A 24,970-nucleotide genomic window follows, 5' to 3' on the forward strand; every position below is an offset into this window, starting at 1 on the left:
ATACTGCTTTTTTGAATTTTTAGTTCAATTCATTAAAAGTCGTGGTGCGAGGGGGGGGACTCGAACCCCCACATCCTAAGGACACTAACACCTGAAGCTAGCGCGTCTACCAATTCCGCCACCTTCGCAATTCACAACTCTTTAAATAATGGGGTGGCTAATGGGATTCGAACCCACGACAACTGGAATCACAATCCAGGGCTCTACCAACTGAGCTATAGCCACCACTGTATTCTTTCACGCGGTTCTGCCTACTTCACAGACCACCGCAGCTCGAGCACCGGGTAAATGGTGCGCCCGACAGGATTCGAACCTGAGACCTCTGCCTCCGGAGGGCAGCGCTCTATCCAGCTGAGCTACGGGCGCTTAGCGCCGTTGCGGGGCTGGATATTACGGAGGTCTCGGTCTGCTGTCTAGTGCTTTTTTAAAAATAAATGCGCGTTTGCTTAGACTTTGCGCACTTTGCCGCATATTACTGCGTTTTTGTCCGATCTATGTGTCGACCCAGGCCAAAAAGCTTATATCCCGCGCTCACGGCCGCCAGGAAGATCATCCCGACATACAGCGACATGCGGGTGTCTTCGTTGAAGTACATGCCGATCAGCACGCAGATCAGGAACGCCATCGTTACGTAGTTCGCCCACGGGAACAGAATGGAGCGGAACGGATGGCTGGCGATCGCTTTTTTGTGTGCCTGGCGAAAACGCAGCTGGCTAATCAGGATCACAAACCACGGCACCATGCCCGGCAGAACGCTGGCGCTGTACACGTAAACAAAGACACGCTGCGGGTTCGGGATGATGTAGTTCAGGCATGACCCCACCAGCAGGATGACAATAGAGATGGCTACACCCGCCACCGGCACGCCCGCGCGGGAGACTTTGCCCACCACCGCCGGAAGCTGGCGGTTTTTCGCCAGGGCATAGAGCATACGTCCGCAGCTGTACATGCCGCTGTTACAGCCGGACAGCGCCGCCGTCAGCACCACAAAGTTGATAATGCCCGCCGCCGCGGTAATGCCGATTTTGGCAAAGGTCAGCACGAACGGGCTGCCGTTACTGCCAATCTCGTTCCATGGGAAGATAGTGACGATGACGAAAATCGCGCCCACGTAGAAGATCAGGATACGCCACAGCACCTTACCTACCGCGCTGCGCAGGGTCACCTGCGGGTTTTTCGCTTCACCGGCAGTAATACCAATCAGCTCAACGCCCTGATAGGACGCCACCACGATGCATAGCGCGGTCAGGAAGCCTTTCCAGCCGCCGGCAAAGAAGCCGCCGTGTTCAGTCAGGTTACTAAAGCCAATCGCCTGGCCGCCGTTACCCAAACCGAAGAAAATCACCCCCACGCCGATGACAATCATCACGATAATGGTGGTGACTTTGATCATCGCGAACCAGAACTCGATCTCACCGTACAGACGCACGGCGGCCAGGTTCGCCAGCGCCACCAGCCCCACGGCAATCAGCGCGGGTATCCATTGCGCCATCTCCGGGAACCAGAACTGCACGTAGACCCCAATGGCGGTGATCTCCGATATCCCCACCGCCATCCACATAAACCAGTACGACCACGCCGTGAGATAGCCAAAAAACGGGCTCATGTAGCGGTGCGCATAGACGGCAAACGAACCGGCGACCGGTTCAAGGAACAACATCTCGCCCATGGAGCGCATGATAAAGAAGACGAACAGCCCGGCGATGATATACGCCAGCAGGACCGACGGTCCGGCCCATTTCAGGGTACTGGCGGAGCCCATAAACAGGCCCACGCCAATCGTCCCGCCAAGGGCGATAAGTTCAATATGACGAGCTTCCAGCCCACGCTGAAGCTCCGGTTTTTTCTCTGCCATAAATCCTCGGTTGTGCTTGCGACTCTCCCGGCCTTAGCCGGTTATTGTTATAGGTACAGATGCGCTATCACAGGCTGTGCGTAATGGACCGTTTATGTTAACGGTTGATGCAAAAACAGCCTGGTACGGTAGTGACGGGGGGGAATGGTTTCTTAAATTTTGTGAAATGGCAAACGATGCGTTAAAAAAATGAATGTATTGCACATAAAAGCAGCATGTTTGCAGGTGAGTTGCAGCGCGAACAGCATATCGCGCTGCTAATAAGATATTAAAGCCGTCCTGAGTAGTGCCAGCCGAGATAACGCAGCAGACGTAGCTGGCGGGTGATGCGGCTGGGCTGGGATAACAGACGATACAGCCACTCCAGCCCCAGGTTCTGCCACACTTTTGGCGCACGCTTCACATGGCCGGTAAAGACATCATAGGTGCCGCCCACGCCCATATAGAGCGCGTCCGGGTAGACCAGGCGGCAGTCGCGCATCAGGATCTCCTGGCGCGGAGACCCCATGGCGACGGTGACGATCTTCGCTCCGCTGTCACGAATGCGGGCAAACAGCGCCTGCTGATCGTCCGCGCTGAAATAACCGTCCTGGCTACCAACAATATTCACCTGCCACTGCGCACGCAGTTTCTGCTCGGTTTGCGCCAGCACCTCAGGCTTGCCGCCGACGAGAAACACCGGCGTGCCGTCTGCGCCCGCCCGCGCCATCAGCGCTTCCCAGAGATCGGCACCTGCCACGCGGGAGATATTGGCAGACGGGTATTTCTTACGCACGGAGCGAACCACGCTGATCCCGTCAGCGTATTTAAACTCGGCCGCTTCGATAAGATCCCGCACCTGGGCGTTATCCTCAATGGTAAGCATTTTTTCTGCATTGATGGCCACCAGCGTGCCGGTTTTGATCCCATCCCCGGCGCACAGATAGTCCAGCGCATGCTGCATATCACGCCAGCCGATCAGCTTCAGGCCCCGCAGGTCATACTGCGGTGCAGAGGTATTGTCAGTCATTATTATCCTTACTCAGACTCGCGAAAGCGCCCTGCCGCCAGCCGGTTCGCGCTTATGCACTAACCCGGCGCTGTCGAGCAGCCAGTACAGCAGCTTCGCCAGCAGCAGACAGGCGCCAAAAACCACCATGAAAAAGACCACGCGGGAGACGAACGAATCCAGTCCTTCTCGCGCCAGCACGATCATATTGAAAATGGCACCGAAACAGAAACTATGCAAAATCGCTGCCTTGTAGCGGTTGGTCTCCTGATTGCCCAGGGTATAGAGCCAGTCAAACCACTTGATAATCAGCCCCACGGCAATGGCGCCCGGCAGGATAAACCAGCCGCCGCCCATCACCACCAGCGAGCCGATCAGCGTCGGTGAAATCGCCAGCCCGGAGTGGTTGTTCAGCACTTCCCAGGTAAAGTAGTTCGCGGTGTTCAGCACCACGCCGGGCCTGTCCGGCCACAGCCAGGTGGGGATAAAGACATAAAAATCGCGCACGATGGGCGCCAGCCCCTGGAAGTCGATTTTGTCGTAGTTCTGCAGCAGCAGGGCCAGGTTTTCCCACGGCGAGAAGGTGTCGCGGGTGAGGTAGAGGAAGGTGTAAAACGCCTCGTCGCCGCTGACGTCCATGCCATACCGCTTCAGCGCCAGCCAGAACATCCCCACGATCCCCATCACGCCCGCCGCAGCCAGCATCCACAGCGAGATCCAGCCGCGAATGATGCCGATAAACAGGAAGATGGCGAAGGCGATAATGATGTTCGCGCGCGTGCCGCCGACAATCATGTAGGTCAGCAGGCCAAACGCCACGGTGCTGACCAGGAAGAACAGCCACGCCCGGGCATCCTGACGCAGAAAATAGACCACCAGCATCGCCGGAATGAAGAAATAGAAGAAGCGCTTGAGCGCCACGCCGGAGACTTCGCTGGAGAAGATCTGGCTGTAAGAGTGCAGCTTAAACAGCAAAAATCCGTTGTGCATGAAGAAGATACCGACGGTGACAAGGGCAATCCCCATCAGCATCATCCAGGCCAGGTGCGTCTCGACCCGGTTCATGGTGAACAGCGGCCGTCGCGACACGTTGCTGCTGGCCGGTTTTAGCCGCGTCTTATAGGCGACGTAATAGACCCCATAGAAGCAGGTGGCCGACAGCAGCGCCTGCATCAGGATCTCCGGCGGGACGACGGCCACATCGAAGCGGAAGACCAGAATGCTGGTCAGCGGGAAGCCGAAGTAAAAGGTCAGCAGAAACAGCAGCGAGAAGAAGACGTTAAAGTTGAAGCGCACCCGGCGGAACTCGAACCACGTCAGGGTGGCGATAAACAAGCTGCTCAGAAGCCAGATGACCAGCAGGCCGCTAAATTGCAACTGGCTCATGCATTCTCTCCTGAGGCGATCCGCAGCGCCTGATGCCACGGCGTGAGATAGTTCGGGCTGAAGAAGTCGATGGCGTTTTTATCCACCTGCGCCAGCTGTCGCTGAGCTTCACGCACCACTTCTTCGCTCAGGTCATCCGTGGTGAACAGCACCGGAATGTGCTGCTCAGCCATATCCTGCCAGAACGGGTTTTCGCGATTAAGCACGCAGGGTACACCCGCCTGGATCAGCAGACACAGCGTGCCAATCCCCTGCTGACGCGCAAAGATGAAATAGCCCAGATCGCACTGGCGCAGCAGCGCCAGGTAGTCGTCAAAGGCCAGCTTATCGCTGAGGATCTGCAGGTTGTCAGGGCTGAACAGCGCCAGCCCGCTCTGACGGACTTCATCGATGTACGCAGCGTTATTAGCAGGATAGCCCATCGGCACGATCACGTTGACCGTATCACCAAATTGCTGATGTACCGCCTTCAGAGCCGCAACGTGCTCGTTGCTGCGATCCCCGGAGTTGCCCACCAGAATCGTCAGCTTGCCCTCGCGTTTCACGTCACTGGCTAAACCGTTCAGCGCCGGGTCCATGCGGGTCGGGAAATAGAGCAGCTCGCCGCGCACGTTCGGATGCTGTTTCGCGAAATAGTTCAGATCGCCGCGGGTGGCAAAGATACAACCCACCCGGCCCTGCGCCATGCGCCGCAGCGGATAGAAGAGACGGAATTTCCAGCCCCGGGAGACTTCATACAGATCAGCGCCCCAGATATGCCAGTTAAACTGCGCGGGCTTGATCCCGCCGTTCAGCAATGCCAGCCACAGGCCGGTATTAAACTGCCCGTGGAAAAAGAAGCGCTGCTGACGATTCGCTTTGGCTTTGGCGATCACCGCTTTTGCAAGCGAGGCTTTGTCCGGCCAGAAGGTCAGCTGCAGTGCCGGGCAGGCGGCGCCAAGGCCGGTGTCCTTGCCCACCACCATAAATTCGCGCGCCAGCGCGCTGCCAGGTGCCAGTTCATCGTTAAAGAACCGCAGTACGGTCTGGTTATGATGTGGGATATCCGATCCCAGGACGTGAATCAGTGCAGTCATGCGCGTTTATGCCAAAGTAAAAAGACGCCGCAACAGGCAGCAAAATAGACAATGTAGGTGGCCATGTAGGCCTGAGCCGCCCCCAGCGCGCCGTGCGCAGGGATCAGCCAGTGCGAGAATGCGGTGAGCAACGCAAACTGGCTGATTTCCGCCAGGATATAGAGTCGCAGCGACGCCTTAGCGATCACCAGATAGCCAAAGACGTAAGCGCCTACTTTCAGCACGTCCCCCACCAGCTGCCAGGCGAACAGATCGCGCATCGCGGTAAATTTGTCAGAGAACAGCAGCCAGATGGCGACATCGCGCAGCAACCAGACGGTAAAACTGGCCACCGCGACCGCAGGTAAGACGAAGCGCAGCGAGCGGAGAATTTCGCGGGTGATCTCCTGCCGCGCCGTCAGGCGAGACAGGGTTGGCAGCAGGTAGACGCTAAAGGAGGCGGTAATAAACTGCAGGTAGGCATCGGAGATACTGCTGACCCCCTGCCAGATCCCCACTTCATCCCAGCTGTAGTGCGCCGCCAGCAGGTTTCGCATCATCACATAGGCCACCGGCAGGGTGACGGAGGTGATGAGCGCCATCAGGGTAAATTTGCCCAGTTGGCCCGCGAGGATGTTGTCCCATTTGGGCTTGAGATAGTGCAGCGGAATGGTGCCCCTGCGCATCAGCATAAAGGCCGCCGGAACAACCACCAGCGCTGGCACCAGCGCCAGTCCCAGCAGCGCGCCTTCGTAGCCGCCCAGCCAGTAGCAGAAGTAATAGGCAATGACCCCAATTACGCTGCCGATAATCAGCGCCAGCGCATTGCCCGCGGCATCGCGAAAGCCCTTCATCAGCGCCAGCAGCAGGTTCGCCCAGGCGATGCCCATTTGAACCAGCGCCACCAGCCGCACCAGGCCCTGATAATTTGTATGACCAAACAGGCCCTGACTGATGGGCGCCGCCGCCAGTAAAAAGATGACCGCCAGCAGGGTGGAAAAGCCCAGTACCATCGCCGATGAGGTGCCGACAACCGTGCGCAGCTGCGCCGCATCGTCATGATACTGCGCGACGTACTTGGTCACGCCGTTGAAGATCCCCGCCCCGGCCAGTACGCCCAGTACGGTAACCAGCTGGCGGAAGTTACCCGCCTGCCCGACACCGGAAGGACCAAAGGAGACGGCCAGCAGTTTTACGACCAGCAATCCCACGCCGATCTTGACGAGTGTGGACGCGGCGGTCCACACCGATGCTTTCGCCAGAGACATATCAGCCGAAATAACTCAGAAGGGTATTAATCACCGTGCGCTGGTTAACCGCAGCGAGGTTGTAGAACAGCGGTAAGCGGAGTAACCGCTCACTTTCTTTCGTGGTGAAGCGATCTTCACCCACGAACTCGCCAAAGGCTTCGCCCGCCGGGCTGGAGTGCAGCGGAATATAGTGGAACACCGCCAGGATCTCAGCCTCTTTCAGATACGCGATAAGCGCGCTGCGATCGTCGTTATCCCGCAGCTTGATGTAGAACATATGGGCGTTGTGCACGCAGTCCGCCGGGATGGTCGGCAGTTCGATACGGCCTTTGCGCGCCAGCGGGGCCAGGGCATCGTGATAGGTCTGCCACAGGGCCAGACGCTGCTGGTTGATGCGGTCTGCCGCCTCCAGTTGGGCCCAGAGGTACGCCGCCTGCAGATCCGCCATCAGGTAGCTGGAGCCGATATCGCGCCAGGTGTACTTATCCACCTGCCCGCGGAAGAACTGGCTGCGGTTGGTGCCTTTCTCACGGATGATCTCTGCGCGCTCCACCAGGGCACGATCGTTAATCAGCGTCGCCCCGCCTTCACCGCCCGCGGTGTAGTTTTTGGTTTCGTGGAAGCTGAAGCAGCCAATGTGCCCGATGGTGCCCAGCGCGCGGCCTTTGTAGGTGGACATCACCCCCTGGGCAGCGTCTTCCACCACGAACAGGTTATGCTTTTTGGCAATCGCCATGATGGTGTCCATCTCGCACGCCACACCGGCATAGTGAACCGGCACGATGGCGCGGGTTTTGTCGGTGATCGCCGCTTCAATCAGCGTTTCGTCGATGTTCATGGTATCCGGGCGGATATCCACAAAGACGATTTTCGCTCCGCGCAGCACGAAGGCGTTGGCGGTAGAGACGAAGGTATAGCTCGGCATGATCACTTCATCACCGGAACCCAGATCAAGCAGCAGCGCCGCCATCTCCAGCGACGCCGTGCAGGACGGGGTCAGCAGAACTTTAGGACTCTGGAAACGCTGCTCCATCCACTGCTGGCAACGACGTGTATAACCGCCATCGCCACAAAGTTTGCCGCTGCCCATCGCAGACTGCATGTAATCGAGTTCGGTGCCCACCACAGGAGGCGCATTAAATGGGATCATCTTGTCACCTGTATAGCCAGTAAGCGGTCGATTCGATGTTGCCGCCGCTTGCGATGTAACGTTTAAGCGCGGCGGTGTTGCCCATCTGGGTCGCCACCCGCAAAGTAGAAATCTGCTGTTGCTGCGCCCAGTGCAGCGCCGCCTGCATTAACTTTTCGCCCATGCCGCGCCCGGCCAGCAGGCCGATACGCGCCTCGTCGTCGCTGAGCTTACGCAGGGATACAAAGCCCTCGATGGCACCATCCGGCGCACGGAACACCAGGCAAAGATGGTCGAAGGTGCCTTTTACCGCATTTTCGATCCATTGGGCATAGAAGCGGCCGCTGTCGTCCGGGGCGTACCAGGGCGCGCGAAAACGGCTCTGGGCAAAGGCCTGCGCGGCCAGCTGGCGCAGCGCCGGAATATCCTGTTCGGTTGCGGGTACAGCACCCGGGCAGGCATGCTGCGTTACGGTAATGGCAAGATCGACTTCGCCTTCTACCAGCCTGAACCCCAGCTGCTGCAGCGCATCCAGCCAGTCGGCGCGGGTGGCCGGAATTTTGGCCTGCACCCGCTGCCAGGCGTCTAAACCGGAGACCGCCAGCAACGGCGCATCATCAGAGAGGCGCACAATCGCCGTGGGGAGGGCAAAAAACTCACTCTCCCACGCCAGCGGCTGTAATTCGCCGAAGAGCTGGCTCAACGCCAGACACCTTTGGTATCAACGATATAATCCTGACGCACAGCCTCGCCCTTGATGGCTTTAAACTCACTGTGATCCACCAGCAGCACCAGCACATCGGCCGTGGTCAGCGCATCATCAACGCTTACCAGGGTGCAGTGGCCAGACAGTTTTTTTGGCAGCTCGTGGATATTGGGTTCAACCACCTGGGTTTCGCCGCTGTGCCACTGGGCAATCATTTCGGCAATTTCCATCGCCGGACTTTCACGCAGATCGTCAATGTTCGGCTTAAAGGCCAGACCGAAACAGGCGATGGTCACTTCACTGGCCCGCTTGCCGCTCTGGGTCAGGTAATCTGCCAGCGTGGCTTTCACCTGATTCAGCACCCAGTGAGGTTTGCTGTCGTTCACTTCGCGCGCGGTACGGATAAGACGCGCCTGCTGCGGGTTCTGCGCCACGATAAACCACGGGTCGACCGCAATACAGTGACCGCCCACGCCCGGTCCCGGTTGCAGGATATTTACGCGCGGGTGGCGGTTCGCGAGGCGAATCAGTTCCCAGACGTTAATCCCCTGATCGGCACAGATGAGCGACAGTTCATTGGCAAACGCGATGTTGACGTCGCGGAAGCTGTTTTCGGTCAGTTTGCACATCTCGGCGGTGCGGGAGTTGGTTACCACACACTCGCCTTCCAGGAAGATGTTGTACAGCTCGCTGGCGCGGGCGGAACAGACCGGGGTCATGCCGCCAATCACGCGATCGTTTTTAATCAGCTCAACCATCACCTGCCCCGGCAGCACGCGCTCCGGACAGTAGGCGACGTTGATATCGGCCTGCTCACCCGCCTGCTGCGGGAAGGTCAGGTCCGGGCGGGCCTCCGCCAGCCACTCGGCCATCTGCTCGGTGGCACCCACCGGCGAAGTGGACTCGAGGATCACCAGCGCGCCTTTCTTTAACACCGGGGCGATAGATTTCGCTGCCGCTTCGACATACACCATATCCGGCTTGTGATCGCCTTTAAACGGCGTCGGCACGGCGATGAGATAGGCATCGGCGGCTACCGGCGTGGTGCTGGCCTTCAGGTATCCCCCTTCAACGGCGGTTTTTACTACCTTGTCGAGGTCCGGCTCAACGATATGAATTTCACCCTTGTTGATGGTCGCAACCGCATGCTGGTTGATATCAACGCCCACTACCTGTTTTTGACGGGAGGCAAATGCCGCCGCCGTTGGCAGCCCGATATAGCCAAGACCAATGACAGAAATGGTAGTAAAACTCATAGCGATACCCGATTGTGTTTGAGTGCGAACAAAATACGGTCACAGGCCTGGCCATCACCATACGGATTATGGGCCCGGCTCATGGCCTGATACTCTTCATTGTTGTGCAGCAGGCGCGTCACCTCTTCGACGATGGTTCGCGAATCGGTCCCCACCAGTCTGACCGTTCCCGCTTTAACCGCTTCAGGACGCTCGGTGGTTTCACGCATCACCAGCACCGGTTTCCCGAGTGAAGGGGCTTCTTCCTGAATACCGCCTGAATCCGTCAGGATCAGCCAGGCATGGTTCATCAGCCAGACGAAAGGCAGATAGTCTTGCGGCTCAATAAGTATGACGTTTTTGACGTGCCCCAGGATGCGATTAACCGGCTCGCTGACGTTAGGGTTCAGATGCACCGGATAGACGATCTGGACATCTTCGTTCTGCGCCGCGATTTCGGCCAGCGCATGGCAGATTTGCTCAAAGCCCTGACCAAAGCTTTCCCGCCGGTGTCCGGTGACCAGAATCATCTTTTTACCGTTGGCGAGGAATGGATACTGCTCGGCCAGGTGTCCGCGCAGGCTCTCGTTCGCCAGCACCCGGTCGCGCACCCAGATCAGCGCGTCGATCACCGTGTTGCCAGTGACAAAAATATGCTGGTCGTTGACGTTTTCACGCAGCAGGTTCTGCCGGGAATTCTCGGTTGGCGCAAAATGATACATCGCCAGATGGCCGGTCAGGGTCCGGTTGGCCTCTTCAGGCCACGGAGAGGAGAGATCCCCGGTACGTAAGCCGGCTTCGACATGACCAACCGGAATACGTTGATAGAACGCCGCCAGACTGGTGGCGATGGTGGTGGTGGTATCGCCATGCACCAGCACGACATCCGGTCTGAACGACTCCAGAATAGGCTTTAACCCTTCCAGAATTCGGCAGGTGATTTCAGTTAACCCTTGCCCCGGCTTCATAATATTGAGGTCGTAGTCGGGAACAATGGAAAAGAGTTTAAGGACCTGATCCAGCATCTCCCGATGCTGCGCGGTAACACAGACTTTCGCCTCAAAATAAGGGTCGTTTGCGAGCGCATGAACCAGAGGCGCCATCTTGATGGCTTCCGGCCTTGTACCAAAGACGGTGAGTACTTTCACATCGATTCTCTTCGATTAAGCGATGAAGGCCAGAAGCCTTCATCGTAGATGGCGTTCTTAAATTTTGCGACGACGGGTTAATGCCACGCCTGCGCCAATTAAAGCACCCACAATCCCCCACATAATCATCAGGAATGCGCGACGTGGACTATCGCGTTTTACAGGTTCTTCAGGTGTACGCAAATAACGATAGGTCTGAAAACGTGGGTCCAGTGTCGGACCGACGTTGAGGGTCGTGAGCATGGCGCGGTTCTGGTCGTAATCGAGATCAAAATCTGGCCCTACGGCCTGCAGATTTTCCAGGCGCGCCTGGAGCATAGGACGGCCCAGCAGGAACATTTCAGAATCTGGCAGTTCATCGGCAGGCACGTCGGTTTCGCTGCGGGAGATATTGCTCTTTTCGGCAATCTTCAGCGCCTGCTCGATGTTATGCACCCGACGATTAAAGATAGCTTTCGCCACCTCTTCCTGACGTTTGACCTGGGCTTTCGTCTGTACGGTACGCGCCGACCAGGCACCTTTCAGCTCATCATTAAGATGGCTTGCCGCACGCTGGCTGGCGAAAGCAACGTACTGACGCAGCAGGTTATTCGCATCCGGCGCGGTTTCAGCGATCAGCTTGACGCTATCGTTGATGTTGCGCAGCGGGTCGCCCGCCATAAACTGAATGTTGTTGATCAGTTCATCCAGCAGGGCCGCATCCGCTTTGCTGTTGCCGACCATCCGCTGTTTGAAATAGTCGGTCTGGTTCCAGAAATCGCGGCGCGTATCCCAGGAGGCGAGCTGCATAACGAACTCTTTGTAGGACTCATCCATCACCGAAGGCTGGTCAGCGGAGGCCGGATTTGCTTTTACATCCAGGTTACGCAGAAACTGTTGCTGAGAGTAGAAGCCTCCGAGCATGTTCACCGTAGGACGGTCGGTAATTGCCGTCGCGCTCCACTCTTGTCTGGCGAAAAAGGTATAAGCCAGGGCGATAAGTGCAAAGCCCAGCGCAATACCTGCAATCCAAAACTTGCCCGCCCATAACACGCGGAACAAGCCACGAACATCCAGCTCATTCTCAGTTACCACTGATTTTGCTCCCGCCAACGGTTGAGTCATTACAGTCCCGATTTACTTAGTTAAAGTTGGGTTATTACCATTTCTACGCATACGGCGTTTTACACGTTTGATAAAGCGCGCCACTTTCCATGCACGTTTAATACAGTAGCCGTACAGGAAAAATGCAAGCAAGAATAATACCAACATTACCCATTCAGGAATGAAATGCGCATATTCTGCGGCAACGCCAATCCCGGCTAGCAGCGCAGCGGCCAGCGTAATGAGGACAAATGCCTGACGTGAGGTGAAACCCGCGCGCATAATAAGATGGTGAATATGCTGGCGGTCCGGGGAGAACGGGCTCATCCCTTTGCGCAAACGGCGGTACATAATCGCCACCATATCCATCAGCGGAATGGCAATAATCCACAGGGCCGTCACCGGACTGATAGGATGGGTGTTACCCTGGGTGGTTTCCAGCAGGATCCAGATAACGGTAAAACCAATCAGCGTACTACCGGCATCGCCCATAAAGACTTTGTAGCGACGCCCCAGCACACCGAGGTTAAGACAGATATAAGGCAGAATGGCGGCGATCATCGCGAAGCACCACATCGACAGGCTGTACTGGCCGTCGAACCACAGGATGATACCGATAGCCGCGAACGAGACGCTTGAGAGCCCGCCGAGCAGGCCGTCGATGCCGTCCACCATGTTAAAGGCGTTAATCGCCGCCCACACGGCAAACAGCGTCAGGAAGTAGCCGAATGGCCCCAGTACCATCTCCCAGGTGCCAAAGATGTAGCCGAGGCTGCTGAGGTACAGCTTCCCCACCACCATCATAATGACGCCAATAGCCGCCTGAACCGCAGCGCGGAATTTGACGCTGATGTCGTATCGGTCGTCCAGCGCCCCGACCAGCACCAGCACACCGGCACAGGCCAGATAGAGGGCCGCATGAGGGATATAATAATCCGCAATGCTGAAGGTGAAGCAGATACCCGCGTAAACAGAGATCCCACCAACCAGCGGAATCAAGCCTTGATGGCGTTTACGATAATTGGGCTTATCCACCAGTCCTACTCTCTTCGCCACCTTACGGGCGAGGAATAAAAAGCAGGTGGTGAAAAGAAAAATACTGATTAGCTCAGTCACCGCAGTGAGTAGATTCACAATGGATGCTCTCAACAAATGTTAATCCCGGAAGTATAACCTTGAAGGCTCAGCTCCAGAAGGAAAAAGCAGGCCTCACCCAAGTCCCTTTGTTTATTTTTCAGACAATTACTTTTCTGCTTTGACGAACATTCCGATTTTCGTCCCCGGCAGTATAATTTGACAGCTTACGTTTACAGCGTATAAGTCATAAAAGAAAAACGCCACGTAAAAACGTGGCGTTTCGGCGCTTTATTTACTTTACGAGCGTTTCATCATATCGAAGAAATCATCGTTAGTTTTGGTCATCGCCAGCTTGTTAATGAGGAACTCCATAGCGTCGATTTCACCCATTGGATGGATAATTTTGCGCAGGATCCACATTTTCTGCAGCTCTTCCTGAGTGGTGAGCAGCTCTTCTTTACGGGTACCGGAACGGTTGTAATCGATAGCCGGGAAGACGCGTTTTTCAGCGATTTTACGGGAGAGGTGCAGTTCCATGTTGCCTGTACCTTTAAACTCTTCGTAAATAACTTCATCCATCTTCGAACCGGTGTCGATCAGCGCAGTTGCGATGATGGTCAGGCTACCGCCCTCTTCCACGTTACGCGCAGCACCGAAGAAACGCTTCGGACGATGCAGGGCGTTGGCATCCACACCACCGGTCAGTACTTTACCGGAAGCCGGAACCACGGTGTTGTAGGCACGCGCCAGACGGGTAATGGAGTCGAGCAGGATAATAACGTCTTTTTTGTGCTCAACCAGACGCTTCGCCTTCTCGATAACCATTTCAGCAACCTGAACGTGACGGGAAGCCGGTTCGTCAAAGGTAGACGCAACCACTTCACCTTTCACCAGACGCTGCATCTCGGTAACTTCTTCCGGACGTTCGTCAATCAGCAGTACCATCAGCACGCAGTCTGGGTGGTTGTAAGCGATGCTCTGCGCAATGTTCTGCAGCAGCATGGTTTTACCTGCTTTTGGCGGCGCAACAATCAGACCACGCTGACCACGACCAATTGGAGATGCCAGATCCAGAACGCGAGCGGTTAAGTCTTCGGTAGACCCGTTACCACGCTCCATGCGCAGGCGAGAGTTCGCGTGCAGCGGCGTTAAGTTTTCAAACAGGATCTTATTGCGCGAGTTTTCTGGTTTGTCGTAGTTAACTTCGTTAACTTTCAACAGCGCAAAGTAGCGTTCACCCTCTTTAGGAGGACGAATCTTACCTGAAATGGTGTCACCAGTGCGGAGGTTGAAACGGCGGATTTGGCTGGGGGAAACGTAGATATCATCAGGACCGGCGAGGTAGGAGCTGTCTGCAGAGCGGAGGAAACCAAATCCGTCCTGCAATATCTCCAGCACACCGTCGCCAAAGATATCTTCGCCACTCTTTGCGTGCTGCTTCAGGATGGCAAAAATGATGTCCTGCTTGCGCATACGGGCCTGGTTTTCCAGTCCCATATTTTCGCCGAGAGTGATCAGCTCAGAAACCGGCGTATTCTTTAATTCGGTAAGATTCATAATGGTGTGGGTTCTTAAACTCGGGGTGATACTCGAACTTAATTTGTGAATGGTATGGCAGGATCATCCATGCCTGTTAACGGCCATCAACTCATGTCTGTTCGCTGTCTGGTCACAGGGAAAGCACAGAACTGAAACGACAAGACGGATTGAGTGACAAGCCCGGAATCTATCCACTTCACGCACTGTTTAAAAGGAAACAACGGGAAGTATCGGGTAAAACAAGATTCAAACAACAAGGTATGTTTAAAACGAAGTCATAGGTAACTTAGCACGACTCTAGCCGGGCGTCCAGAGATCCAAACAATTTAGAAACCCTGGACGCACAGACGAGAACCTTACGCCAGGTTGGCGTCCAGGAACTCTTTCAGCTGACCTTTGGACAGTGCGCCCACTTTGGTCGCTGCCACTTCACCGTTTTTAAACAGCAGCAGAGTCGGGATGCCGCGGATGCCATATTTTGGCGCGGTGCCCGGGTTCTGGTCGATGTTCAGCTTAGCCACGGTCAGTTTGCCCTGATATTCGTCGGCGATCTCATCCAGAATCGGGGCGATCATTTTGCAAGGACCACACCATTCAGCCCAGAAATCGACGAGGATCAGCCCGTCAGCTTTAAGTACGTCCGTGTCAAAACTGTCGTCAGTCAGGTGAATAATTTTATCGCTCATATATAACTCCACAGGAATAAGCCTGGTGCGTTGATCTCGCTTTCATCAACGACCTGTTGATGTAGCATTAACCAACTAAAGGTTGACTTTATTTCACCGGATACGCTTTCGTAAAGCAATAGATAGCTGATATTCTACCACACTATGAGCAAAACACATTTAACAGAACAGAAGTTTTCCGACTTCGCCCTGCACCCAAAAGTCATCGAAGCCCTTGAAAATAAAGGGTTTCATAACTGCACGCCCATTCAGGCTCTCGCCCTTCCGCTGACGCTGGCGGGCCGCGATGTTGCAGGGCAGGCGCAAACCGGTACCGGCAAAACGATGGCGTTTCTGACGTCAACGTTTCATTATTTACTTTCTCATCCGGCAATTGATGACCGCAAAGTTAACCAACCGCGCGCGCTGATTATGGCGCCGACGCGAGAACTGGCGGTACAGATCCACGCTGACGCAGAACCGCTGGCGCAGGCTACTGGCCTGAAGCTCGGCCTGGCCTACGGCGGCGACGGTTATGACAAACAGCTGAAAGTGCTGGAGAGCGGCGTCGATATCCTGATCGGCACCACTGGCCGTCTTATCGATTACGCGAAACAGAACCACATTAACCTCGGCGCTATCCAGGTTGTGGTACTGGACGAAGCCGATCGTATGTACGATCTGGGCTTTATCAAAGATATCCGCTGGCTGTTCCGCCGCATGCCTGCCGCTAACCAGCGTCTGAACATGCTGTTCTCGGCAACGCTGTCTTACCGCGTCCGTGAACTGGCGTTCGAACAGATGAACAACGCCGAATACGTTGAAGTGGAACCGGAACAGAAAACCGGCCACCGTATTAAAGAAGAGCTCTTCTACCCTTCTAACGAAGAGAAAATGCGTTTACTGCAAACGCTTATTGAAGAAGAGTGGCCAGATCGCGCGATCGTTTTCGCCAACACCAAACACCGTTGCGAAGATATCTGGGGCCACCTGGCTGCGGATGGACACCGCGTTGGTCTGTTGACCGGCGATGTCGCACAGAAAAAACGTCTGCGCATTCTTGAAGAGTTCACCCGTGGCGATCTGGATATTCTGGTTGCAACGGACGTCGCCGCACGTGGTCTGCACATCCCGGCGGTAACGCACGTCTTCAACTATGACCTGCCTGATGATTGCGAAGATTACGTTCACCGTATAGGTCGTACCGGTCGTGCGGGCGCCAGCGGTCACTCCATCAGCCTGGCCTGTGAAGAGTACGCGCTGAACCTGCCAGCGATTGAGACCTATATCGGGCACTCAATTCCGCAGAGCAAGTACAAGCCGGAAGCGCTGTTAAGCGAACTTCCACCGCCGAAGCGCCTGACCCGCGCCCGTTCCGGCAATGGCCCGCGCCGTAACAGCGCACCGCGTAATCGTCGTCGTTCAGGCTAAATAATATGCTCCGGTCTACCTCGCTTTATGCAGCTATTGATTTAGGTTCAAATAGTTTTCATATGCTGGTTGTACGCGAGGTAGCGGGAAGTGTACAAACGCTGACGCGTATTAAGCGCAAGGTCCGCCTCGCGGCGGGCCTGAGTGCTGATAATCAGCTCTCGCCAGAGGCCATGGAGCGCGGCTGGCAATGCCTACGCCTGTTTGCCGAACGTCTGCAGGATATCCCACCTCAGCAAATCCGCGTTGTCGCCACCGCTACCCTGCGTCTGGCGGTGAATGCCGGAGAGTTTATTGCTACCGCCCAGCAAATCCTCGGTTGCCCGATACAGGTGATCAGCGGTGAAGAAGAAGCCCGCCTGATTTATCAGGGTGTGGCGCATACCACGGGCGGTGATGAGCGTCGTCTGGTGGTGGATATCGGTGGCGCAAGCACTGAACTGGTTACCGGAAATGGCGCCCAGGCGACATCCCTGAACAGCTTATCCATGGGCTGCGTCACCTGGCTTGAACGCTACTTCACCGATCGCAATCTGGCTCAGGAAAACTTCGATGAGGCGGAAAAAGCCGCACGCGAAGTGCTGCGTCCGGTGGCGGATGAGCTGCGCTATCACGGCTGGAAAGTCTGCGTAGGTGCTTCCGGCACCGTTCAGGCGCTGCAGGAAATCATGATGGCGCAGGGGATGGATGAGCGCATCACGCTGGCGAAACTTCAGCAGTTAAAACAGCGTGCGATCCTCTGTGGCCGCCTGGAAGAGCTGGAAATTGAAGGCCTCACCCTTGAGCGCGCCCTGGTATTCCCCAGCGGACTGGCGATCCTGATTGCCATTTTCACCGAGCTGAACATTCAGTGCATGACGCTTGCGGGCGGCGCGCTGCGTGAAGGTCTTGTCTATGGCATGCTGCATCTGGCGGTCGATCAGGATATTCGCGACCACACCCTGCGCAACATTCAGCGTCGGTTTATGGTCGATATTGCTCAGGCACACCGGGTTGCCAATCTTGCCGACCATTTCCTCGATATGGTCGAAAACGAGTGGCATATTGAGCCGATCTGTCGCGAATTACTGATTAGCGCCTGTCAGCTGCATGAAATTGGCCTGAGCGTCGACTTCAAGCAGGCACCGCTGCACGCGGCGTATCTGGTTCGCAATCTCGATTTGCCGGGTTTTACCCCTGCGCAAAAGAAACTCCTGGCCACGCTGCTGTTAAACCAGACCAACCCTGTCGATCTCTCTTCGCTCCACCAGCAAAACGCGGTACCGCCACGCGTGGCGGAACATCTGTGCCGCCTGCTGCGTCTGGCGATCCTGTTTGCCAGCCGTCGCCGGGATGATTTACTGCCGGCCATCACGCTGATAGCGGAAGGTGAAACGCTGACGCTAACCCTGCCGGAAAACTGGCTGGATACGCACCCGCTGGGTGCCGAAATGCTGATGCAGGAGTGTCAGTGGCAGAGCTACGTCCACTGGGTGCTTGAAGTCCACTAACCACCACTCTGCCCGGCAGCGCTACGCTTACCGGGCCTTCAGACTAACGATTTTTAGCCTTTTCCATCATCGCACGAATATTGGCGATACTGGCCTGCCCTTTGTGCATCCGCTCTTCGGCGGTAATCACTTTGCGCTCCTGCTCCCAGAGCACATCATCCTGAGGTAGCTCCAGCAGGAAGCGGCTCGGCTCCGGCCGTACCAGCTCACCATACTGACGCCGCTCCTTACACAGCGTAAAGGTCAGCTCTTTCTGCGCTCGCGTAATGCCCACGTAGGCCAAACGACGCTCTTCATCGACGTTGTCTTCGTCGATGCTGCTCTGGTGCGGCAGTAAGCCCTCTTCCATCCCCACCAGATAGACGTACGGGAACTCCAGCCCCTTCGAGGCATGTAGGGTCATCAGCTGCACCTGATCCGCCTCTTCTTCACTTTCCCCGCGTTCCATCATATCGCGCAGGGTAAAGCGGGTGACGACCTGGGTCAGGGTCATCGGCTCGTCGATGTCGGAACCTTCCAGCATTTCGGTCATCCAGGTAAAGAGCTGGTTGACGTTCTTCATACGCATCTCGGCCGCTTTCGGGCTGGCGGAGGTCTCATACAGCCAGGATTCATAGTCGATGCCGCGGATCAAATCCCGCACCGCATTGATCGGTTCCCGCTCGCTCAGCTGCTGGATCTCGCGCAGCCAGTGGGTAAAACGGGTCAGCGATTCATAGCCGCGCCCGGTTAGCGTATGGCTCAGGCCCATATCAAAACTGGCCGTAAGCAGGCTCTTGTTGCGGGTCATCGCCCACTCGCCCAGTTTTTGCAGCGTCGCCGGGCCAATCTCACGCTTCGGCGTATTCACGATCCGCAAAAAGGCGCTGTCATCATCCGAATTGGTCAGCACCCGCAGGTAGGCAAGCAGATCTTTGATTTCCGGACGCGAGAAGAACGACGTCCCGCCAGAAATTTTGTACGGGATGCGGTTCTGCATCAGCATCTTTTCAAAGACGCGCGACTGGTGATTCCCGCGATAGAGAATGGCGTAGTCTTTATAGTTGGTTTTATTCACAAAGTGGTGAGCAATCAGTTCACCCGCGACGCGTTCGGCTTCGTGATCTTCGTTATTGGCGCTGAGCACCTTCAGCTCCGTGCCATACCCGAGTTCGGAGAACAGGCGTTTTTCAAACACATGTGGGTTATTGGCAATCAGGATGTTGGCCGCCTTCAGAATGCGCCCGGATGAACGGTAGTTCTGCTCCAGTTTAATTACCTGCAGCGCCGGGAAGTCTTTGCTGAGCAGGACCAGGTTTTGCGGACGTGCGCCGCGCCAGGAGTAGATCGACTGATCGTCGTCGCCCACCACGGTAAAACGCGCCCGCTGGCCTACCAGCAATTTCACCAGCTCGTACTGGCTGGTGTTGGTGTCCTGATATTCATCCACCAGCAGGTAGCGGATCTTGTTCTGCCAGCGCTCGCGCACCTCTACATTACTCTGCAGCAGCAGCGTGGGCAGCAGGATCAGGTCGTCGAAGTCGAGCACGTTACAGGCTTTGAGATGATCGTTATACAGGCTGTAGCAGTGGGCAAAGATCCGATCCCGCTCCCCTTTGGCGCTTGCCGCGGCCTGGGCCGGGTTCATCAGATCGTTTTTCCAGTTTGAGATCGTGGAGATCAGCTGCTGCAGCACCACTTTGTCGTCTTCGATCAGCCCTTCGGTCAGCTCCTTGAGCAGCGCCACCTGATCGGTATCGTCAAACAGCGAGAAGTTAGCTTTCATCCCCAACGCAGCGTATTCACGCTTAATGATATCCAGCCCCAGGGTATGGAAGGTGGAGATCATCAGGCCGCGCGCCTCTTTGCGCCCTAACGTCTGACCGACACGCTCTTTCATCTCGCGCGCCGCTTTGTTAGTAAAGGTCACCGCGGCGATATGGCGTGCCTGATAGCCGCAGCCGCGGATCAGGTGGGCGATTTTGTTGGTGATGACGCGGGTTTTACCGGAACCCGCCCCTGCCAGCACCAGGCATGGTCCAGTAACGAATTCGACCGCTTGTTGTTGTCCAGGGTTTAAACGCATGGGAATATTGCTCAATCTTCGAACGGGGTGGGGATTGTAGCAGAAAGCCGGGCGCAGATTTAACGGCTAATGATAAAGTGAAGAAAACGCGATTAACCCCGAGAGCAAAACCATGAAAAAGACCGCAGCCGCCCTGCACATTCTGGTAAAAGAAGAGAAGCTGGCGCAGGAGATCCTCACCAAACTGGAGCGCGGCATCAGCTTTGATCATCTGGCAAAGCGCTATTCTAAATGCCCGTCCGGGCGTAACGGCGGCGATTTAGGGGAATTTAAGCAGGGTGTGATGGTAGGGCCTTTCGATGAAGCGGTCTTTAGCTGTCCGCTCCTGAAGCCCTGCGGCCCGGTCAAAACCAAGTATGGCTACCACATCATTAAGGTGCTGTATCGCCGCTAACGCGTGGTATATTGCGCCCCGATTTAACTCAACCCTTCAAGGCACGATCATGGCAAAAACAGCAGCAGCACTGCATATTCTTGTTAAAGAAGAGAAACTGGCTCTGGATCTTCTGGAGCAGCTCAAAAACGGCGCCGACTTCGGCAAACTGGCAAAAAAACATTCTATTTGCCCGTCAGGCAAACGCGGCGGTGACTTAGGTGAATTCCGCCAGGGTCAGATGGTTCCGGCGTTCGACAAACTGGTGTTCTCCTGCCCTGAGCTGGAGCCTGTCGGCCCACTGCACACCCAGTTCGGTTACCACGTCGTCAAGGTTCTGTACCGGAAATAAAAAGCCGGGTGGCGGCTTCGCCTTACCCGGCCTACTTGATGCGATTTTGTAGGTCGGGTAAGCGAAGCGCCACCCGACATTGGCATTTAGCCAGCAACCGCAATACGTTTCATATCGGTCATGTAGCCACGCAGTTTCTGGCCCACTTTCTCGATCTCGTGGCTGCGAATCGCTTCGTTCACGTCACGCAGCTGGGCATTATCTACTGCACCTTCAGCGATGGCTTTGCCCAGATCGCCTGCCTGCAGGGTGGTCATGAACTCTTTCAGCAGCGGTACGCAAGCGTAAGAGAACAGGTAGTTACCGTACTCAGCGGTATCGGAGATAACCACGTTCATCTCATACAGACGCTTACGGGCGATGGTGTTCGCGATCAGCGGCAGCTCGTGCAGTGATTCGTAGTAAGCAGACTCTTCGATGATGCCGGAATCAACCATGGTTTCGAACGCCAGCTCAACGCCCGCTTTCACCATCGCAATCATCAGAACGCCTTTATCGAAGTACTCCTGCTCGCTGATTTTGCCTTCAAACTGCGCGGCGGTTTCGAACGCGGTTTTACCGGTCTCTTCACGCCAGGTCAGCAGGTTTTTGTCGTCGTTCGCCCAGTCAGCCATCATGCCGGAAGAGAACTCGCCGGAGATGATGTCGTCCATATGTTTCTGGAACAGCGGTGCCATGATGGTTTTCAGCTGCTCGGACAGCGCGAAGGCACGCAGTTTCGCCGGGTTAGACAGGCGATCCATCATCAGGGTGATGCCGCCCTGCTTCAGCGCTTCGGTGATGGTTTCCCAGCCGAACTGAATCAGTTTTTCAGCATATGCCGGGTCGGTACCCTCTTCCACCAGCTTGTCGAAGCACAGCAGAGAACCGGCCTGCAGCATGCCGCACAGGATAGTCTGCTCGCCCATCAGGTCAGATTTCACTTCCGCAACGAAGGAGGATTCCAGCACGCCTGCACGGTGGCCGCCGGTCGCCGCTGCCCATGCTTTGGCAATCGCCATGCCTTCGCCTTTCGGATCGTTTTCCGGGTGAACCGCGATCAGGGTTGGAACGCCGAAACCACGTTTGTACTCTTCACGCACTTCGGTACCTGGGCACTTCGGTGCCACCATCACAACGGTGATGTCTTTACGGATCTGCTCACCCACTTCAACGATGTTAAAGCCGTGGGAGTAACCCAGCGCCGCACCGTCTTTCATCATCGGCTGTACGGAACGCACAACGTCAGAGTGCTGCTTGTCTGGCGTCAGGTTAACAACCAGATCCGCCTGTGGGATCAGCTCTTCGTAGGTGCCTACTTTGAAGCCGTTTTCGGTCGCTTTGCGCCAGGAAGCACGCTTCTCAGCAATGGCTTCTTTACGCAGGGCGTAGGAGATATCCAGACCGGAGTCACGCATGTTCAGACCCTGGTTCAGGCCCTGTGCGCCACAGCCGACAATGACCACTTTCTTACCCTGAAGGTAGCTTGCGCCATCGGCAAATTCATCGCGCGCCATGAAGCGGCATTTGCCCAGCTGCGCCAGCTGCTGGCGCAAGTTCAGTGTGTTGAAGTAGTTAGCCATGGTGATACCTCGTGATGTTGTGCGTCTTATTGTTCGGTTCGCTTATGCGAGAATGAACTTACTATATGACAGGAAATTTATTGCGGAAATTGATATATTCACAACGTCACGTTGCAATATTTGCAATGTAAAAAGGTGGAGTGGAATCAGTGGATTTACGCGATCTCAAAATGTTTCTGCATCTGGCGGAAAGTCGCCATTTTGGCCGCAGCGCGCGGGCGATGCACGTCAGCCCCTCCACGCTTTCCCGCCAGATCCAGCGCCTGGAAGAAGATCTCGGCCAGCCGCTGTTTGTGCGTGATAACCGCACGGTGACGCTCACCGAAGCCGGGGAAGAGTTACGCGTCTTTGCCCAGCAGACGCTGTTGCAGTACCAGCAGCTGCGCCACACCATCGATCAGCAGGGGCCGTCGCTTTCCGGTGAGCTGCATATTTTCTGTTCCGTTACCGCCGCCTACAGCCACCTGCCGCCGATCCTCGACAGGTTCCGCGCCGAACATCCCTCGGTCGAAATTAAACTCACCACCGGCGATGCCGCCGATGCGATGGAAAAGGTTGTGACGGGTGAAGCGGATCTGGCGATTGCCGGCAAACCGGAAACGCTGCCAGGGGCGGTGGCATTCTCGATGCTGGAAAACCTGGCGGTGGTGTTGATTGCACCTGCCTTGCCCTGCCCGGTGCGTAATCAGGTGTCGGTGGAGAAGCCCGACTGGTCGACGGTGCCGTTTATCATGGCCGATCAGGGGCCGGTGCGTCGGCGCATTGAGCTGTGGTTTCGCCGTCAGAAGATCAGTAATCCTTCGATTTACGCGACGGTCGGCGGCCACGAGGCGATGGTGTCAATGGTGGCGCTGGGCTGCGGCGTGGCGCTGCTGCCGGAAGTGGTGCTGGAGAACAGCCCGGAACCGGTTCGCAATCGCGTGATGATTCTGGAACGCAGCGACGAGAAAACGCCGTTCGAGCTTGGCGTGTGCGCACAAAAAAAGCGGCTACAGGAGCCGCTTATTGAAGCATTCTGGCAAATTTTGCCTAACCATTAACCCGCCAGGAAGAACCTGAATGCCGGGTTATGGGTCTCATCGTGACACTCATAGCCCAGTTCGTTCAGCCGGGTTTCGAAATCTGGTTCATGCTCGCCCAGTTCGAACGCCGCCAGCACCCGACCGTAGTCGGTACCGTGGCTACGGTAGTGGAACAGGGAGATGTTCCAGTGCGTGCCCAGGGTATGCAGGAACTTCAACAGCGCGCCGGGTGATTCCGGGAACTCAAAGCTGAACAGACGCTCCCGTAACGGCTTCGATGGACGCCCGCCCACCATGTAACGCACGTGCAGCTTCGCCATTTCATCGTCGGAAAGATCCACCACGCTATAGCCGCCGTCGTGCAGCAGGTTGAGGATCTCTTTACGCTCTTCCAGACCCCGGCTCAGGCGCACGCCAACAAAAATGCAGGCATCTTTGGCATCGGCAAAACGGTAGTTAAACTCCGTCACCGACCGCCCGCCCAGCAGCTGGCAGAACTTAAGGAAGCTGCCCTTCTCTTCCGGGATGGTCACCGCCAGCAGCGCTTCACGCTGCTCGCCCAGCTCGCAACGCTCAGAGACGTAGCGCAGGCCGTGGAAGTTCACGTTAGCGCCAGAAAGCACATGGGCCAGACGTTCGCCGCGAATGTTGTGCTGGGCGATGTATTTTTTCATTCCCGCCAGCGCCAGCGCGCCGGACGGCTCTGCCACCGCGCGCACATCCTCGAACAGATCTTTCATTGCCGCGCAGATCGCATCGCTGTCGACGGTGATGATGTCGTCGAGATACTCCTGGCAAACGCGGAAGGTTTCATCCCCGATGCGTTTAACCGCGACCCCTTCGGCAAACAGTCCGACGCGCGGCAGGTCGACCGGATGTCCGGCATCCAGCGCCGCCTTCAGGCAGGCAGAATCTTCCGCTTCAACGGCAATCACTTTGATTTGCGGCATCAGCTGCTTGATGAGTACCGCCACGCCTGCCGCAAGGCCGCCGCCGCCGACCGGGACAAACACCCGGTCAAGATGGGCATCCTGCTGCAGTAGTTCCAGCGCCAGCGTACCCTGACCCGCAATCACCATCGGGTGATCGAACGGTGGCACCCAGGTAAAGCCCTGCTGCTGCGCCAGCTCAATCGCTTTGGCTTTGGCTTCGTCAAAATTGGCGCCGTGGAGCAACACTTCGCCGCCAAAACCGCGCACGGCATCGACTTTGATATCCGCCGTGGCCACCGGCATCACGATCAGCGCTTTCAACCCCAGACGCGCAGACGAGAACGCCACGCCCTGAGCATGATTCCCCGCCGACGCGGTGATCACGCCACGCGCTTTTTGCTCGTCGGTTAAGCCAGCCATCATCGCGTAGGCACCGCGCAGCTTGAAGCTGTGCACCGGCTGACGATCTTCACGTTTGACCAGGATGACGTTATCCAGGCGCGAGGAGAGCTTGTCCATTTTTTGCAGCGGCGTTACCTGCACCGCTTCATAGACCGGTGCTCGTAGCACCGCCCTGAGATATTCCGCCCCCTCGGGGGCGGCGGATAAGGGTTGGGATTCGGCCAT

Annotated in this window: 21 protein-coding genes and 3 tRNA genes; 5 read left to right on the forward strand and 19 right to left on the reverse strand. The window is 56.3% G+C overall.

What is annotated here, in order from left to right; genetic code table 11:
- Positions 1-42: 42 nt before the first annotated feature.
- The 16 genes from FFB58_RS21735 to trxA form a co-directional block, all read right to left on the reverse strand.
- A tRNA-Leu gene (locus tag FFB58_RS21735) sits at positions 43-128 on the reverse strand.
- A 21-nt stretch (positions 129-149) separates the two neighbouring features.
- Positions 150-225: transfer RNA gene (locus tag FFB58_RS21740), tRNA-His, on the reverse strand.
- Between the two features lie 64 nt (positions 226-289).
- A tRNA-Arg gene (locus FFB58_RS21745) sits at positions 290-366 on the reverse strand.
- Positions 367-472: 106 nt separating this feature from the next.
- On the reverse strand, positions 473-1,855 hold the full coding sequence (locus FFB58_RS21750; protein WP_138370976.1) for an amino acid permease: 1,383 nt from the start codon (positions 1,853-1,855) through the stop codon (positions 473-475).
- Positions 1,856-2,123: 268 nt separating this feature from the next.
- A complete protein-coding gene (wecG, locus tag FFB58_RS21755; RefSeq protein ID WP_138370977.1) occupies positions 2,124-2,864 on the reverse strand; it encodes a lipopolysaccharide N-acetylmannosaminouronosyltransferase in 741 nt (246 codons plus the stop codon).
- A gap of 12 nt (positions 2,865-2,876) precedes the next feature.
- Complete coding sequence (gene wzyE / locus FFB58_RS21760; RefSeq protein ID WP_039031224.1) at positions 2,877-4,229, reverse strand: ECA oligosaccharide polymerase; 1,353 nt, start codon at positions 4,227-4,229, stop codon at positions 2,877-2,879.
- A complete protein-coding gene (locus tag FFB58_RS21765; RefSeq protein ID WP_138370978.1) occupies positions 4,226-5,305 on the reverse strand; it encodes a TDP-N-acetylfucosamine:lipid II N-acetylfucosaminyltransferase in 1,080 nt (359 codons plus the stop codon). The genes wzyE and FFB58_RS21765 overlap by 4 nt, the downstream gene beginning before the upstream one ends.
- On the reverse strand, positions 5,302-6,552 hold the full coding sequence (gene wzxE, locus FFB58_RS21770) for a lipid III flippase WzxE (RefSeq protein ID WP_138370979.1): 1,251 nt from the start codon (positions 6,550-6,552) through the stop codon (positions 5,302-5,304). The genes FFB58_RS21765 and wzxE overlap by 4 nt, the downstream gene beginning before the upstream one ends.
- Before the next feature lies 1 nt (position 6,553).
- Complete coding sequence (gene rffA, locus FFB58_RS21775) at positions 6,554-7,684, reverse strand: dTDP-4-amino-4,6-dideoxygalactose transaminase (RefSeq protein ID WP_138370980.1); 1,131 nt, start codon at positions 7,682-7,684, stop codon at positions 6,554-6,556.
- A gap of 4 nt (positions 7,685-7,688) precedes the next feature.
- Positions 7,689-8,366 carry a dTDP-4-amino-4,6-dideoxy-D-galactose acyltransferase gene (gene rffC / locus FFB58_RS21780; protein WP_138370981.1) on the reverse strand — a complete coding sequence of 226 codons (678 nt, stop codon included), beginning with the start codon at positions 8,364-8,366 and terminating at the stop codon, positions 7,689-7,691.
- Positions 8,363-9,625, reverse strand: a complete 1,263-nt coding sequence (gene wecC / locus FFB58_RS21785) for a UDP-N-acetyl-D-mannosamine dehydrogenase (RefSeq protein WP_138370982.1) — start codon at positions 9,623-9,625, stop codon at positions 8,363-8,365. The genes rffC and wecC overlap by 4 nt, the downstream gene beginning before the upstream one ends.
- Positions 9,622-10,752, reverse strand: a complete 1,131-nt coding sequence (gene wecB, locus FFB58_RS21790; RefSeq protein ID WP_138370983.1) for a UDP-N-acetylglucosamine 2-epimerase (non-hydrolyzing) — start codon at positions 10,750-10,752, stop codon at positions 9,622-9,624. The genes wecC and wecB overlap by 4 nt, the downstream gene beginning before the upstream one ends.
- Positions 10,753-10,809: 57 nt before the next feature.
- Complete coding sequence (gene wzzE / locus FFB58_RS21795) at positions 10,810-11,856, reverse strand: ECA polysaccharide chain length modulation protein (protein ID WP_039031231.1); 1,047 nt, start codon at positions 11,854-11,856, stop codon at positions 10,810-10,812.
- A 12-nt stretch (positions 11,857-11,868) separates the two neighbouring features.
- Complete coding sequence (gene wecA / locus FFB58_RS21800; RefSeq protein ID WP_039031232.1) at positions 11,869-12,969, reverse strand: UDP-N-acetylglucosamine--undecaprenyl-phosphate N-acetylglucosaminephosphotransferase; 1,101 nt, start codon at positions 12,967-12,969, stop codon at positions 11,869-11,871.
- A gap of 240 nt (positions 12,970-13,209) precedes the next feature.
- Positions 13,210-14,469 carry a transcription termination factor Rho gene (gene rho / locus FFB58_RS21805; RefSeq protein WP_001054528.1) on the reverse strand — a complete coding sequence of 420 codons (1,260 nt, stop codon included), beginning with the start codon at positions 14,467-14,469 and terminating at the stop codon, positions 13,210-13,212.
- Positions 14,470-14,807: 338 nt separating this feature from the next.
- Positions 14,808-15,137, reverse strand: a complete 330-nt coding sequence (trxA, locus tag FFB58_RS21810) for a thioredoxin TrxA (protein WP_006179218.1) — start codon at positions 15,135-15,137, stop codon at positions 14,808-14,810.
- 144 nt (positions 15,138-15,281) lie between these two features.
- Between trxA and rhlB the strand changes: the two genes are divergently transcribed.
- Both rhlB and gppA read left to right on the forward strand, forming a co-directional pair.
- Complete coding sequence (gene rhlB, locus FFB58_RS21815) at positions 15,282-16,547, forward strand: ATP-dependent RNA helicase RhlB (protein WP_138370984.1); 1,266 nt, start codon at positions 15,282-15,284, stop codon at positions 16,545-16,547.
- Between the two features lie 5 nt (positions 16,548-16,552).
- On the forward strand, positions 16,553-18,037 hold the full coding sequence (gene gppA / locus FFB58_RS21820; RefSeq protein WP_138370985.1) for a guanosine-5'-triphosphate,3'-diphosphate diphosphatase: 1,485 nt from the start codon (positions 16,553-16,555) through the stop codon (positions 18,035-18,037).
- Between the two features lie 43 nt (positions 18,038-18,080).
- On the opposite strand, the gene rep is transcribed toward gppA, so the two are convergent.
- Positions 18,081-20,102 (reverse strand): DNA helicase Rep, encoded by a 2,022-nt coding sequence (gene rep, locus FFB58_RS21825; RefSeq protein WP_138370986.1) that lies wholly within the window; start codon positions 20,100-20,102, stop codon positions 18,081-18,083.
- Between the two features lie 112 nt (positions 20,103-20,214).
- Here rep and ppiC (FFB58_RS21830) point away from each other — a divergent pair, with 112 nt between their 5' ends.
- Together ppiC (FFB58_RS21830) and ppiC (FFB58_RS21835) are read left to right on the forward strand one after the other, a co-directional pair.
- The gene (gene ppiC, locus FFB58_RS21830; protein ID WP_039031236.1) at positions 20,215-20,496 is read left to right on the forward strand and encodes a peptidylprolyl isomerase PpiC; all 282 of its coding nucleotides are present in this window, start codon (positions 20,215-20,217) and stop codon (positions 20,494-20,496) included.
- Positions 20,497-20,545: 49 nt separating this feature from the next.
- Positions 20,546-20,827, forward strand: coding sequence for a peptidylprolyl isomerase PpiC (ppiC, locus tag FFB58_RS21835; protein WP_039031237.1), 282 nt, complete (start codon positions 20,546-20,548; stop codon positions 20,825-20,827).
- 86 nt (positions 20,828-20,913) lie between these two features.
- On the opposite strand, the gene ilvC is transcribed toward ppiC (FFB58_RS21835), so the two are convergent.
- Positions 20,914-22,389, reverse strand: a complete 1,476-nt coding sequence (ilvC, locus tag FFB58_RS21840; protein ID WP_039031238.1) for a ketol-acid reductoisomerase — start codon at positions 22,387-22,389, stop codon at positions 20,914-20,916.
- A 149-nt stretch (positions 22,390-22,538) separates the two neighbouring features.
- Between ilvC and ilvY the strand changes: the two genes are divergently transcribed.
- The gene (gene ilvY, locus FFB58_RS21845) at positions 22,539-23,429 is read left to right on the forward strand and encodes an HTH-type transcriptional activator IlvY (RefSeq protein WP_039031239.1); all 891 of its coding nucleotides are present in this window, start codon (positions 22,539-22,541) and stop codon (positions 23,427-23,429) included.
- On the opposite strand, the gene ilvA is transcribed toward ilvY, so the two are convergent.
- Positions 23,426-24,970: a threonine ammonia-lyase, biosynthetic gene (ilvA, locus tag FFB58_RS21850; protein ID WP_138370987.1), complete on the reverse strand. Its 1,545-nt coding sequence runs from the start codon at positions 24,968-24,970 to the stop codon at positions 23,426-23,428. The genes ilvY and ilvA overlap by 4 nt on opposite strands.

Origin of the sequence: Enterobacter sp. MF024 (assembly GCF_005843915.1) — a bacterium.
Lineage (GTDB): Bacteria > Pseudomonadota > Gammaproteobacteria > Enterobacterales > Enterobacteriaceae > Enterobacter > Enterobacter barmai.

Bases quoted from the DNA above. Each gene is read 5' to 3' on its own strand.
- ilvC (WP_039031238.1), bottom strand. From the start codon at position 22,389: ATGGCTAACTACTTCAACACACTGAACTTGCGCCAGCAGCTGGCGCAG.
- FFB58_RS21765 (WP_138370978.1), bottom strand. From the start codon at position 5,305: ATGACTGCACTGATTCACGTCCTGGGATCGGATATCCCACATCATAAC.
- FFB58_RS21750 (WP_138370976.1), bottom strand. From the start codon at position 1,855: ATGGCAGAGAAAAAACCGGAGCTTCAGCGTGGGCTGGAAGCTCGTCAT.
- gppA (WP_138370985.1), top strand. From the start codon at position 16,553: ATGCTCCGGTCTACCTCGCTTTATGCAGCTATTGATTTAGGTTCAAAT.
- wzyE (WP_039031224.1), bottom strand. From the start codon at position 4,229: ATGAGCCAGTTGCAATTTAGCGGCCTGCTGGTCATCTGGCTTCTGAGC.
- wecG (WP_138370977.1), bottom strand. From the start codon at position 2,864: ATGACTGACAATACCTCTGCACCGCAGTATGACCTGCGGGGCCTGAAG.
- rhlB (WP_138370984.1), top strand. From the start codon at position 15,282: ATGAGCAAAACACATTTAACAGAACAGAAGTTTTCCGACTTCGCCCTG.
- ppiC (WP_039031236.1), top strand. From the start codon at position 20,215: ATGAAAAAGACCGCAGCCGCCCTGCACATTCTGGTAAAAGAAGAGAAG.
- rep (WP_138370986.1), bottom strand. From the start codon at position 20,102: ATGCGTTTAAACCCTGGACAACAACAAGCGGTCGAATTCGTTACTGGA.
- wzxE (WP_138370979.1), bottom strand. From the start codon at position 6,552: ATGTCTCTGGCGAAAGCATCGGTGTGGACCGCCGCGTCCACACTCGTC.
- rffA (WP_138370980.1), bottom strand. From the start codon at position 7,684: ATGATCCCATTTAATGCGCCTCCTGTGGTGGGCACCGAACTCGATTAC.
- wecC (WP_138370982.1), bottom strand. From the start codon at position 9,625: ATGAGTTTTACTACCATTTCTGTCATTGGTCTTGGCTATATCGGGCTG.
- ppiC (WP_039031237.1), top strand. From the start codon at position 20,546: ATGGCAAAAACAGCAGCAGCACTGCATATTCTTGTTAAAGAAGAGAAA.
- trxA (WP_006179218.1), bottom strand. From the start codon at position 15,137: ATGAGCGATAAAATTATTCACCTGACTGACGACAGTTTTGACACGGAC.
- rho (WP_001054528.1), bottom strand. From the start codon at position 14,469: ATGAATCTTACCGAATTAAAGAATACGCCGGTTTCTGAGCTGATCACT.
- wzzE (WP_039031231.1), bottom strand. From the start codon at position 11,856: ATGACTCAACCGTTGGCGGGAGCAAAATCAGTGGTAACTGAGAATGAG.
- ilvA (WP_138370987.1), bottom strand. From the start codon at position 24,970: ATGGCCGAATCCCAACCCTTATCCGCCGCCCCCGAGGGGGCGGAATAT.